The sequence below is a fragment of the Lichenicoccus sp. genome (assembly GCF_965276875.1).
In the GTDB taxonomy this organism is placed as follows: domain Bacteria; phylum Pseudomonadota; class Alphaproteobacteria; order Acetobacterales; family Acetobacteraceae; genus Lichenicoccus.
In genome coordinates this window covers 1,218,868-1,230,963 of record NZ_OZ255701.1, presented here as the reverse complement: position 1 = coordinate 1,230,963, position 12,096 = coordinate 1,218,868, and the positions used below count along the sequence as shown (strand labels likewise).

The window sequence follows — 12,096 nt, the reverse complement described above, 5'->3', positions numbered from 1 at the left end:
GCTCATGCGCGTAACAACGCGCGGCGCGGCAGCAGGCGGGCGCCGTCGAGCGATTTCGCGAGCACGGTCTCGGCCCCGGAGGCGAACTCCCGCCACTGGACGCCGAACCCGCGCAGCACGATCTCGCCGTCGATCGTCATCGGGGCCGAAGCGGCGACGCCCAGGAGTGAGCGGACCACAGCGTCCGGATCCGTGGGCTCCAGCCAGAGCAGGTCGAGGTCGGAGCCCGGGTGCAGATAGGGCAGGCCGGTCACATGCTGCCACAGCAGCGCGCCGAACACGCGCGGTGCGGCGTCGGCGACGAGGGTGGTGCAGACCGGCCGCCAGGCAGCCGGCGCCTGGTCCATCGCCTCGGCAAGCGGCGGCGGCGATGCGCGGCGCACCAGGGCGGCCGCTGGCAGGCTCAACGCGATCCGGCGACGCCCCGGCAGCGGCAGGCCGGCGGCAATCGTGGCGGGCGCATCCGCCGACGGGGAGGCGCGGGCGACCAGCGGCCGGCCGTCGGGGACCCATGAGGCGATTGTGGGCTCAGCCGCGAGGTCGAGGCGGCTGGACAACAGCGCCGCCCAGGCGTCCGGCGTCACCCAGAGCAGATCATGTCGCGCCGGCGTCACGTCTCAGCCGTCGCGGGCGGCGGCTTCGACCCGCGTGGCAATTGCCGCCGCGAGCGTCCGTCCGCCGTGTCGGGTGCCGCGCGAAGCTCGTCTGTCCGGCCCAGGCGGCGTGTCCAGCACCGCCCTGAGCAGGGCCGCGAGGTTGGCGTCCGGGTCCCATACCGCGTCGATCGCGCCGGTCGCGACGAGCGGCGCAAGCCCGGGCGCGAAGATCGGTGTCTCTGACGCCATGCGCTCCAGCATCGCCGGGTCGAGCTTGGTGACCCGCGCGATCGAGGGCAGGTCCATCACCGCGGGCGACGCCTCGGGCAGCGCCACCAGAGTGTCGCAGGCGAGCGCGGTCGCGATCAAGGCACCCGCCGCCGCGCGTCCGTAGAGCACGCCGACCGTACGCTGCCCCTCGGCGGCGGCGAGCAGCAGGCATTTTGCCAAATGCGCGAGATGCTCGTTCAGGCCGAGCAGTTCCTCCTCGCGTCGCATCGCTTGGCTGCCGGCATCGACCAGCATGACGATCGGCGGACGCTGTTTTTGCCGGCCCGCCTCCAGCACCGCGCCGGCAAGGGCGAGCGCCGCCGCGCCGCCGAGCGGAACCCCGTCCACCGCGCCCAGCACCACCGCCTCGCGGCCCGGCGCATAGGCACCCGTGCCGGTCAGCACGCCGCCTGCGACGGCGAGCCGCGCGCCGTGCGGAAACAGCCGCGCGACCAGCTCATCGCGAGTCATGCGGCCGCTCCGCCTGGGCCAGCAGGTGCCGGAAATCGGCGTCGGCAAGGTCCGCCATCGGCATTGTTTCAAGCCCCTGTCGCGCCCAGATCTCGGTCGCGTCCCGGCAGCCGCGGAGCCGCTCCCGGCGGCCGGCGAGCCGGGCCTGTTCGGCTTCCAATGTGGCGCGGCTGAGTGGAGGCAACGCGGAAACAAGGGCCGCGATAGCCGCCTCGCGGAACTCGCCCACGGCGCCGTCCACGTAAGCGTCCGCCCCGCCGGTCAGCGCCCGCGTCCGGCCGCCGGTGACGCGCCAGACCAGCGGCCGGTCGCGGCTGTCGAACTCCTCGACGCCCGCGTTGGTCTCGATCACTTCCGGGCCGGTGACGCCGATCCGACCCTGCTCGGACACCACGATATGCGAGCAGGTCGCGGCGATGATGCCGCCGCCGCCGAAGCAGCCGGCGCGGCCGCCGAGCAGGGCCATCACCGGCACGCCCGAGATGCGCGCCTCGACGATGGTGCGGATCAGCTCCGAGACCGCGATCTCGCCGGCATTGGCCTCCTGCAGCCGCACGCCGCCGGTGTCGAGCAGCAGCAGCACCGGCCGGTCGCCGCCGCGCGCCGCGCGCAGCAGGCCGGTGAGCTTGGCGCCGTGCACCTCGCCGAACGTGCCACCCATGAAGCGGCCTTCCTGTGCCGCGACCAGCACCGGGCGGCCGTCGAGGCGTCCGTGCCCGACCACCACCCCGTCGTCGAACGCGGCGGGCAGGTTGAAGCAAGCGAGATGCGGGCTGCTCGCGCGCGCCTCCGGCGGCAGGAACTCGGCGAAGCTCGCCGCATCGAGCAGCCCCGCAAGCCGCTCGCGCGCGGACGCCTCCCACCAGGACGCCTCGGCCGCGGCGCTCATGGCGTCGTCATCAGCCGCACGCCCTGCGCGAGGCGGAGCGAGACGGTATCCGGCCGCGCGCCGCCATCGTTGATCGAGATGCGCAGGCCGCCCGGCGCGTGCCGCTCCACGAAGTCTTGCACCACCGCCTGCCACATTGGCTCAAAGCCGCTCACCGGCGTCACCACCGTGATCTCGCAGCGCGCGCCGTCGGCAATCCGCTCAAGCAGCACTTCGAGATTGCCGGACGCGACCACGCCGGCGATGGCGCTCGTCCGTGTGCCGGGCAGCCGGGACGTTGCCTCGTGGCCGAATTCGTACGTCTCCATCGTCGAGACTCTCCCTCACCAGTTGCGGAACCGCGGCGGCGGCCAATAGAGCCCACCCGACCAACGCACCAGGTCCTTGATCGAGCGCGCCGCCAGCAGCTGCCGCGTCGCGTCCAGCGGGTCGATGCCGAGATCCTCCGGCCGGCGTATCACGCCCCGCTCCCGCAGGGCCGCGACCGCCGCGCGGTCCCGCTTGCGCCCCACCTCGGTGTATCCCGCGACGCCGCGGATCGCCTGCTCACGCTCGTCGGCGCCGCGGCAGAGCAGCAGGTTGGCGATGCCCTCCTCGGTCACGATATGAGTGACGTCGTCGCCGTAGATCATCACGGGCGCTAGCTCCAGGCCGAGCCGCTCCGCCAGGTCCAGGCTATCGAGCCGCTCGACGAAGGCCGGCGCCTGCTTCTCGCCGACGGTTTCCACCAGCTGCACGACGAGCTTGCGGCCGCGCGCGAGCGGGCCCACGTCGCCTGCCTCTTGCCCGGCACGCAGCCACGCCTCCGAGACGTGCCGCCGCCCGTGTGGGTCGGCGCCCATGTTAGGCGCGCCGCCGAAGCCCGCGATCCGGTCCGCCGTCACCGTCGAGCTGTTGCCGGCGAGGTCGATCTGCAGGGTCGCGCCGATGAACATGTCGGTCGCATACAGGCCAGCCGCCTGGCAGTAGGCGCGATTGGAGCGTAGCGAGCCATCGCGTCCGGTGAAATAGATGTCGGGCCGGGCCGCGATGTAGCCGTCCATGCCGACCTCGGAGCCGAAGCAATGGATGCGCTCGACCCAGCCGCTCTCGATCGCGGGAACCAGCGTCGGGTGCGGGTTGAGCGCCCAATGCGTCGCGACCTTGCCGCGCAGGCCAAGCGATTCGCCATAGGTTGGCAGGATCAGTTCGATCGCGGCGGTGCCGAAGCCGATGCCGTGATTGAGCCGGCGCACGCCATACGGGGCGTAGATCCCGCGCAGGGCCAGCATCGCCATCAGGATTTGCGTCTCCGTCACACTCGCCGGGTCGCGGGTGAACAGGGGTTCGACATAAAAGGGCGTGGGCGCCTCGACGACGAAATCCACCCGGTCGCCGGGGATGTCGACGCGGGGCACCCGGTCCACGATCTCGTTGACCTGGGCGACGACGATCCCGTCCTTGAACGCGGTCGCCTCGACGATGGTCGGCGTGTCTTCGGTGTTCGGGCCGGTATAGAGGTTGCCGTCAGTGTCGGCGCTGACCGCGGCGATCAGGGCCACGCGCGGCGTCAGGTCGATGAAGTAGCGCGAGAACAGCTCGAGATAGGTGTGGATGGCGCCGAGCTCGATGGTGCCGGCGTTGAGCGCGTGCACGAGGGCGCCCGATTGCGGCCCCGAATACGAGAAGTCGAGCTTGCGGGCGATGCCGCGCGCAAACAAATCGAGGTGCTCGGCAAGCACGATGCCGGACTGCACGATGTGCAGATCGTGCAGCCGTGCCGGGTCAGCGGCGGCGAGCGCCTGCGCCAGATGGTCGGCCTGCTTCTGGTTGTCACCCTCCAGGCAGACGCGGTCGTGCGGCCGGATCAGCGCCTCCAGCAGCGCCGTCGTGTCCACCGCCGCGACCTGCTTGCCGCGGGCGAGCGGTGCGGCGATGGCCAGGCGTGCCGCGCGGTCGTCCTGCTGGGAGCGCCATGAGCGGGTCATGCGGTCAGTCCGGCAGGCGCTCGCCGCGCGTTTCCGCGGCGAAGGGGATCACCAGGAGACCGATGCCGAAGGCGACGGCTGTCCAGGCGATAGGCGTGCCGATCGTGCCCGCGCCGCGCACCGCGGCGGCCAGGCCGAAATTGACCGCGGCGCCGACGAAGCGGCCGACCGAGGTGCAAAAGGCGAAGGCGGTCGCGCGCACCTCGGTGCCGAACTGCTCCGGTAGCCAGAGGGTGAACATCGCGAAGTTCCCACCGAACAGGCCGAGCAGGAACAACAGCCCGACGAACACCGGGAGCGCCGTGCCGGCCGGCAAATAATACGCCCAGCCGAAGCAGAGCACGATCATAACAGCCATACCGGCGAAATAGATCGCAAGCGCGCCCCGCCGCCCGAACCGTTCGGCGAGCGGCGCCACGGCGAGGCAGCCGAGGATCGTGCCGATCGAAAGGATACCGGTGCCAAGCGAGACACTATGCGGGATGGCGGCACCGGTCAGGCCGCTTGCCCTGGCCAGCAGCACGATGGCGGTGGGCTCGTAGACGGCGCCGGCCCAGAGCCCAATGATCGCAACCGTCAGCAACACAGACATCACGATCGTGCGGCGCAGATAGCGCGGCGCGAAGATGCCTCTGAGGGGCGAAGGTGCTGGCGTGCCATGCGCCGAACGCTCCCAGCGCGCCGGCTCGCGCACCCGCAGCAACGTCACGATTGAGACCGCCACGGGTGCCAGGCCGCAGAGAAACATCGCCCGCCAGCCATAGGCGGCGCCGACGGTGAAGTTGAGCGCTGCCGCGACGAAGAACCCGGCGTAGTAGCCGGTCTGCAGATAGCCGGCCCCCGCGCGCCTGCGGTCCTCCGGCCATGCCTCGGCGACATAGGTGCCGGCCATCGCCCATTCGCCGCCGATGCCGATGCCGGCGAGGAAACGAAACAGGGCAAGCTCCCACACGTTGGTCGAAAGCGCTGCGGCACCGGTAAAGACGGCGTAGATCAGGATGGTCATGGCAAGCGTACGGGTGCGGCCGAACCGGTCGCCGATCGGCCCCCATACGAACGATAATCCCCAGCCCACTAGGAACAGCGCAAAGAGCAAGGAGCCCCAGAATCCGATGCTGACCGGCGTGGCCAGGATGCCCGAATGCGGCAGCAATTGCCTGAGCGCCGGGCCGAGGACGAGCGCGTAGATCACGCTATCCATCCCGTCGAGCATCCAGCCCGCCCAGGCGGCCCAGAAACCCATGATCTGCTGCCGATCGAGCGGTGTGTGCCCTGGCCTTGCCACATCAAAGCCGGGCGCGTCGCTGGGTCGGTCTGCCATGTACGATCTTCCTCCGCGCCCTCTTCCGGAGCGCCAGGAACTGTAGCGGATCAGCTAGCGGGGCGCACGGCGCCCTTGTCCGGGCTCATGCCGACGAGGATAAAGACGTCGCAGTAACTCTTTGGGTCCGTCTGCAGGACATGCCGAGCAGAGCCACGTGGGTTGCTCCCGTGCCAAGAAATCGTGAAGGGATCAAACGGCACTCAGGCCGTGAGCAGTGCTGCACTCGCGGCCAGGATGACCGCCGCCGTGGCGCCGTGGATGCCAAAGGCGGTCGCCCGGGTTCCGCCGCTGCGCAGGACGATCGCCGCATCGCCCACGGGAATGATGCTGGCGGCGGCCATGAACACGCCCAGCAGGTGTGGCGCGCGGTTGGCCAGCAGTACGATGATGAAAATCCCCGAGACGATATCGCGCACCCCCTTGGCGTAAAGCCAGGGGTAAGGGCTGCCGGTTGGGGTTGGCACTCCTGACGGATCGGCGGCAATGCCGTACCCGGCCGCGGCGGCCCGTGGCGCCAACAGGAAGCGAACGCCCAGGATGATGATGCCAACGCCGATCACGCCGGAGATGGTGGAGGCGATGGTGGTCAGCATGGCGGTCTCTCCTGCACTGCAAGCAATTATCTAGCACTGCTAGAGAAAACTTCAATAGAAATTTATAGCATTGACAGACTTTCTAGCGTAATTAGAACAAGCTTATGTCCGTCGCAGATCGCCGCCGCCGAGAACGCGCTCATCGCCATGATCTGATCATTACGGCGGCGCGTTGTCTCGCCGAGGCCGAGGGGTGGGAGGCGGTGACAACGCGCCGGCTGGCCGAGCTCGTGGAGTACAGCCAGCCGGTGCTGTACAGCCATTTCGACGGCAAGGACGCGATCGTGCGCGCCGTCGCGATCGAGGGCTTCGCAGAGCTTGCTATCCGACTGTCCCAGGCGCGGTCGGCTATGGCTGAGCCTCGGCTGGCGTTGCGAGCGGTCTGCGGCGCCTACCTGACATTCGCCGCCGAACGGCCGGCGCTCTATCAGGCCATGTTCGTGCTGCCGATTGATGTGGAGTTCGCAAGCTTTGACACGCCGCCATCCTTGGAGGCTGCCTTCGGTGAACTGGTCGGCGCGCTCAATCCGTTCGACGCGCTTCCCGAACTGCGGGCGGAAGTCACCTGGGCCGCGCTGCACGGCCTGGCGGTCCTGCGTGGTGGCGGCCGCATCCCGGCGGAACGCCAGGAGGCGCGCATCGATCTGCTGGTCAGCCAGATCGTCAACGACCGCGGCGGCTGACCATCCACTCCTCTTCGCCAGCAATCCCGACTAGAGATTCCAAAACGGGGGCAGGTCGTGCTGGGCTAGTCTAGAGGGGGACGACGGAGCGTTGCAGCACCGGCCGCAGGGCGAAACTCGACTGGATATGCGCAACACCGGGAATTCGGGTGAGCGTTCCCATCAGAAAACGCTGGTAATCCGCGAGGTCCTCGACGACGACGCGCAGCAGGTAGTCGGCGCCGCCGGTCATCAAAAAGCAGCTCAGCACGTTGGGCGACTTCACGATCTCCGTCTCGAAGGCGCCGAGGGCGGCTTCCGCTTGCCGTTCGAGCGTCACCGATACGAAGACGCTGATCGACCCGACCAGGCGCGCCTCGTTCAGCCTAGCCGTGTAACCTTCGATGAGGCCCGCCTCCTCCATGCGCCGCACGCGGCGTATCGTGGGCGTCTGGGACAGCGACACCGCGTCGGCCAGCTCGTTCCAACCGATCCGGCCATGCTCGCCGAGGATACGGAGGATCTTGCGGTCGGTCGCGTCGAGATTGCTCGTCTGGGCCATGACACTCCAAAATGCCTGTTCCGGAGGGGTTTCGCCCTACGACTTCCGCCGATTGCGGGCAGGAATGGTGCCTTCCGCCGACCGGGACCGGCTACGTTGGTCATACGCCAGCGGGGGTCCGGATGTCCCATATCGATCTCGAGTTCAACCTCAACGACGTCTACACGCGCGAGAGCGGCCCGATCTGGATGAACGGCATCCAGGCGTTGGTCCGCCTGCCGATGATGCAGCGCCGGGCGGACCGGCTTGCCGGATTGAACACGGCCGGACTGGTCTCGGGCTATCGTGGGTCTCCGCTCGGGGCCTATGACCAGCAGCTCTGGCGCGTCGAGCGGCAATTGCAGGCGCATGATATCGTCTTCCAGCCCGGGCTGAACGAGGACATGGCCGCGACCGCCTTGTGGGGCGCGCAGATGCATGCAGCCTTCGGCCCGACGCGCGCGGACGGTGTTTTCGGCGTCTGGTACGGCAAGGGTCCCGGCGTGGATCGCACCGGCGACGTGTTCCGCAATGCGAACATGCTCGGCACGTCGGCGCTCGGCGGCGTGCTGGCGGTCGCCGGCGACGATCACGCGGCACAATCCTCCATGTTCCCCCATCAGACCGACGGCATCTTCCAATCGGTCTCCATGCCCGTGCTGCAGCCGGCGACCGTCTCCGAAATCCTGTCTCTGGGCCTGGCGGGGATCGCGCTGTCACGGTTCTCCGGGCTCTGGGTTGGGATGAAGACGATCGCCGAGGTGGTCGAGTGCGCAGGCGCGTTTGAGCTGCCGGACCCCGCACCGCAATTCCTGCGACCGGCAGAGTTTGCAGTGCCCGCGCACGGCCTGAACTGGGATCCGCGCGTGGCCTGGCCGGCGCAGCGGGCCGAGCTGGAGCGCCGCCTGATCGAGGAGCGGCTGCCGGCGGCGACAGCCTGGGCAAGGGCCAACCGGCTGGACCGCGTGACCGGCGGCGGCGCCGGCTGGCTCGGGATCGTCACCGTCGGCAAGGCGCACCAGGACCTGATGCAGGCCCTGGCCGATCTGGACGTCACCGACGCCGACCTCGAGCGGCTCGGCGTTGCCATCTACAAGGTCGCGATGAGCTGGCCTCTGGATACGACGGGCGTCGCCGCGTTCGCGCGCGGGCGGCGGGAGATCCTCGTCGTCGAGGAAAAGCGCGGCCTCGTCGAAGCGCAGCTGAAGCAGGCGATGTATAACAGTGCGGGCCAGGACAGGGCGGTTGTGGTTGGCAAGCAGAACGAGGCCGGCGCGCCGCTGCTGCCCGAGATCGGGGAGTTCACCCCTTTCCTGGTCGCGCGCGCGCTCGTCGCCCGCCTATCAAACTGGTCGCAGGACGGCCACGACCTGGCCGACCGGCTCGACCGCCTGGGTGCGCGGCACGCTGCCGAAACGCACGGCTTTCCGTCCCGCACGCCCTTCTTTTGCGCGGGATGCCCGCACAACACGTCGACACGGACACCAGATGGTTCGCTCAGCGGCGGTGGCATCGGCTGTCATGTGATGGCCTTGTCGTTGCCGGACCGAAAGACCAGCACCTTCAGCCAGATGGGCGGCGAAGGCGCGCAATGGATCGGCGCCGCGCCCTTTTCCTTGACCACGCATATCTTCCAGAACCTCGGCGACGGCACCTACCAGCATTCGGGACTGCTGGCGGTGCGCGCCGCGGTCGCGGCGAAGACCAACATCACCTACAAGATCCTCTACAACGACGCCGTCGCCATGACCGGCGGACAGGCGGCCGAGGGCGCCATCGATCCTGCCCGTATCACCCGCCAGCTTGCCGCTGAGGGCGTGGCCCGCATCGCCCTGGTCTCGGACCGGCCGGAGATCTGGCGGGCGACGTCGGATCTGGCGCCTGGCACCGATATCCGCCACCGCGATGAGTTGGACACGATCCAGCGCGAGCTGCGCGACGTCCCCGGCGTCACCGCCATCGTCTATGAACAGACCTGCGCCGCCGAGAAGCGCCGACGGCGTAAGCGCGGCCAGTCCACCGATCCGGATCGGCGGCTGTTCATCAACCCTCGCGTTTGCGAGGGCTGCGGGGATTGCTCGCTGCAATCGAACTGCGTGGCGATCGAACCCCTGGAGACCGGGTTCGGGCGCAAGCGACGGATCAACCAAAGCGCCTGCAACAAGGATTTCTCCTGCGTCAAGGGGTTCTGCCCTAGCTTCGTCGAGATCGAAGGTGCTGCCATGCGCAAGCCGGATCCGGATCGCTTGCGCTCCGTGGAAGCCAGCCGGTTCGCGTCGCTGTCGTCGCCGGCGCTGCCGGTGATCGCGGGCACCTGGAACATCCAGGTCGCCGGCATTGGCGGCGCCGGCGTGCTCACGATCGGCGCCTTGCTGGGGGTCGCCGCCCATCTCCAAGGCAAGGCCGCCAGCGTTCTGGACTTCACCGGGCTGGCGCAAAAGAACGGCGCTGTCGTCAGCATGGTGCGCCTGGCCCATGCGCCGCGGGACATCCACGCCGTCCGGCTTGGGCCCGCCGAACTGGACCTCGTGCTGGCTACCGACCTCGTGGCGGCCAGCGAGCCCGCCGCGCTGGACCGCCTCGGCCCGGCGCGCTCCGCCGCGATCCTCAACGTCGACGAGACGCCGACTGCCGACGCCTTGCAGGATCGCGACCTGACCCTGCCGATGGCGCGGATGCGGCACGCCCTGGAGCGGCGCTGCGTCCCGGGTCGGAGCTTCGCCCTGCGTGCCTCCAGCTTGGCGTATGGGTTGTTCGGTGACACGGTCGGCGCGAACGTGCTCATGCTCGGCTATGCGTGGCAGCACGGTCTGATCCCGTTGTCGGAGGAGGCGATCCTGCGGGCCGTCGAATTGAACGGCGCCGCGATCGAGATGAACAAGCGTGCCTTCCGCTGGGGCAGGCTGGCCGCGTGCGACCTCGCCGAGGTCGAGGCCATGGCGGGCTTGTCGGCAAGCGAGGAAAGCTCGGCATCGTTGGCTGAAATGGTGCGTGCTTACGTCGACGACCTCACGCTGTATCAGGACGCGCGCTATGCCGCGCGGTATCTGGCGCTGGTCGATCTGGCGCGGCGCGCGGCGCTTGTGATCGGCGACGATGGCGAGCGGTTCGGGGAAGCCGTTGCCAGGACCGCCTATCGCGTCATGGCCTACAAGGACGAGTATGAAATCGCCAGGCTCTACGGCGAGGCGTCCTTCAAGGCCCGGCTCGCCGACGAATTCGACAAAACACCGCGCATGTCGGTCTGGCTGTCGCCGCCGCTGTTGTCGCGCACCGATCCCGCGACCGGCCGGCCCCGTAAACGCAGGTTCGGACCCTGGGTGTTCACGCTGTTCCGCGTGCTCGCGCGCTGCAAGGCCTTGCGCAACACGATGTTCGATCCGTTCGGGCATAGCGCGGAGCGGCGGATGGAGCGGCGTCTCGTCGATGACTACGCGGCTCTGATCAATGAGCTTGCGCCCCGGCTGTCGCCCGCAAACCTGGAGACCGCGATTACGCTCGCTAGCGCACCGTCGGAAATCAGGGGGTTCGGCCCGGTGAAGACGCTTGCGTTTCAATCCGCGGAGGTTCGAATGAAGGAACTGCGCGCCGAGTTCGAGCGGATCGGCCAGCCTGCCCAACGAGCGGCGGCGTAGGGGATCGTCATGCAGTTGACGGACGTGCAATGCGCAATACGCGATACGGTCAGGAATTGGGCCGCCGATCGCGTGGCACCCAACGCGCGCGCATGGGAGGCCGCCGGCGGGTATCCAGCCGCAATCTTCGCGGAGCTGGGCGGTCTTGGCCTGATGGGGATGACGGCGCCTGCCGCGTACGGCGGCGCTGACGCCGATTACGTCTCGTACGCGCTTGCCCTGATCGAGCTTGCGGCGGCCGACGGCGCGCTCTCGACGATCGTCAGCGTCCATAATGCCCCGGTGATCGCGGCGCTGGAGCGCCATGCCGACGCCGCCCAGAAGGCGCGCTTTCTAAGGCCGCTCTGCAGCGGTGCGCTGATCGGTGCCTTTGCGCTGACGGAGAACGAGGCGGGATCGGATGCCGCCGGCCTGCGTAGCAGGGCAGTGCGCATCGAGGGCGGCTGGCGCATCAACGGTTCCAAGCAGTTCATCACCTCCGGCCGCATCGCAGGATTGACGCTGCTGTTCGCGGTCACCGACCCGACTGCTGGCAAGCGCGGGATATCGGCGTTCCTGGTACCAAGGGGGACGCCCGGCCTGAGTGTTGCGAAGGTGGAGGACAAGCTGGGCCAGGGCGCCTCCGATATCTGCGCCTTGGCCATGGACGACATGGACCTTGATGATGGGTTGAGGTTGGGCAAGGCTACGGCATTGCGCTCGCCAACCTGGAAACCGGCCGAATCGGCATCGGCGCCCAGAGCGTCGGCATGGCGCAGGCGGCGCTGGCGATCGCGGTCGCCTACGCCAAGGAGCGCCGGAGCTTCGGCAAGCCGATCATGGAACACCAGGCGGTCAGCTTCCGTCTTGCCGATCTGGCGGCCAAGCTGGAGGCGGCGCGCCAGCTCGTTTTGCATGCGGCGAGCTTGAAGGATGCCGGCGTGCCTTGCCTCAAGGAGGCGGCGATGGCCAAGCTGTTCGCCTCGGAAACCGCCGAGACCGTCTGTTCCGGCGCGCTGCAGACGTTGGGCGGCTACGGCTACCTGGAGGATTACGGTGTGGCCAAGATCTACCGCGACGTACGGGTCTGCCAGATCTACGAAGGCACATCCAGCGTATGATCATCGCCCGCGCCTTCTGACCGGCGCCACGGGTGAGAGCCGACATGT

Annotated in this window: 11 protein-coding genes and 1 pseudogene; 4 read left to right on the top strand and 8 right to left on the bottom strand. The window is 68.8% G+C overall.

Annotated elements, in window-relative coordinates:
* Nucleotides 1–2: 2 nt before the first annotated feature.
* The 7 genes from mdcG to ACQY4K_RS06045 form a co-directional block, all read right to left on the bottom strand.
* Nucleotides 3–614 (bottom strand): malonate decarboxylase holo-[acyl-carrier-protein] synthase, encoded by a 612-nt coding sequence (gene mdcG / locus ACQY4K_RS06075; RefSeq protein ID WP_428394328.1) that lies wholly within the window; start codon nucleotides 612–614, stop codon nucleotides 3–5.
* Nucleotides 615–617: 3 nt separating this feature from the next.
* On the bottom strand, nucleotides 618–1,337 hold the full coding sequence (locus tag ACQY4K_RS06070) for a biotin-independent malonate decarboxylase subunit gamma (RefSeq protein WP_428394326.1): 720 nt from the start codon (nucleotides 1,335–1,337) through the stop codon (nucleotides 618–620).
* Nucleotides 1,324–2,226 carry a biotin-independent malonate decarboxylase subunit beta gene (locus tag ACQY4K_RS06065; protein WP_428394324.1) on the bottom strand — a complete coding sequence of 301 codons (903 nt, stop codon included), beginning with the start codon at nucleotides 2,224–2,226 and terminating at the stop codon, nucleotides 1,324–1,326. Before ACQY4K_RS06065 ends, ACQY4K_RS06070 begins: the two co-directional genes overlap by 14 nt.
* On the bottom strand, nucleotides 2,223–2,534 hold the full coding sequence (gene mdcC, locus ACQY4K_RS06060) for a malonate decarboxylase acyl carrier protein (protein ID WP_428394322.1): 312 nt from the start codon (nucleotides 2,532–2,534) through the stop codon (nucleotides 2,223–2,225). The genes ACQY4K_RS06065 and mdcC overlap by 4 nt, the downstream gene beginning before the upstream one ends.
* A gap of 15 nt (nucleotides 2,535–2,549) precedes the next feature.
* On the bottom strand, nucleotides 2,550–4,193 hold the full coding sequence (gene mdcA / locus ACQY4K_RS06055) for a malonate decarboxylase subunit alpha (protein ID WP_428394320.1): 1,644 nt from the start codon (nucleotides 4,191–4,193) through the stop codon (nucleotides 2,550–2,552).
* Between the two features lie 4 nt (nucleotides 4,194–4,197).
* Nucleotides 4,198–5,514 (bottom strand): MFS transporter, encoded by a 1,317-nt coding sequence (locus ACQY4K_RS06050; RefSeq protein WP_428394318.1) that lies wholly within the window; start codon nucleotides 5,512–5,514, stop codon nucleotides 4,198–4,200.
* 203 nt (nucleotides 5,515–5,717) lie between these two features.
* Complete coding sequence (locus ACQY4K_RS06045) at nucleotides 5,718–6,110, bottom strand: DUF4267 domain-containing protein (RefSeq protein WP_428394316.1); 393 nt, start codon at nucleotides 6,108–6,110, stop codon at nucleotides 5,718–5,720.
* Nucleotides 6,111–6,214: 104 nt separating this feature from the next.
* Here ACQY4K_RS06045 and ACQY4K_RS06040 point away from each other — a divergent pair, with 104 nt between their 5' ends.
* On the top strand, nucleotides 6,215–6,793 hold the full coding sequence (locus tag ACQY4K_RS06040) for a TetR/AcrR family transcriptional regulator (protein ID WP_428394314.1): 579 nt from the start codon (nucleotides 6,215–6,217) through the stop codon (nucleotides 6,791–6,793).
* Nucleotides 6,794–6,863: 70 nt separating this feature from the next.
* Here the strand turns inward: ACQY4K_RS06040 and ACQY4K_RS06035 are convergent, their stop codons facing one another.
* A complete protein-coding gene (locus ACQY4K_RS06035) occupies nucleotides 6,864–7,334 on the bottom strand; it encodes an Lrp/AsnC family transcriptional regulator (RefSeq protein ID WP_428394312.1) in 471 nt (156 codons plus the stop codon).
* Nucleotides 7,335–7,456: 122 nt separating this feature from the next.
* On the opposite strand from ACQY4K_RS06035, the gene ACQY4K_RS06030 reads away from it, so the two are divergent.
* From ACQY4K_RS06030 to ACQY4K_RS06020, 3 genes and pseudogenes are all read left to right on the top strand, one after another.
* On the top strand, nucleotides 7,457–10,948 hold the full coding sequence (locus tag ACQY4K_RS06030; RefSeq protein ID WP_428394310.1) for an indolepyruvate ferredoxin oxidoreductase family protein: 3,492 nt from the start codon (nucleotides 7,457–7,459) through the stop codon (nucleotides 10,946–10,948).
* 9 nt (nucleotides 10,949–10,957) lie between these two features.
* Nucleotides 10,958–11,542, top strand: a pseudogene (locus tag ACQY4K_RS06025) (acyl-CoA dehydrogenase family protein); the annotation flags it as partial.
* Nucleotides 11,543–11,640: 98 nt separating this feature from the next.
* A complete protein-coding gene (locus tag ACQY4K_RS06020; RefSeq protein WP_428395991.1) occupies nucleotides 11,641–12,048 on the top strand; it encodes an acyl-CoA dehydrogenase family protein in 408 nt (135 codons plus the stop codon).
* Nucleotides 12,049–12,096: the final 48 nt, after the last annotated feature.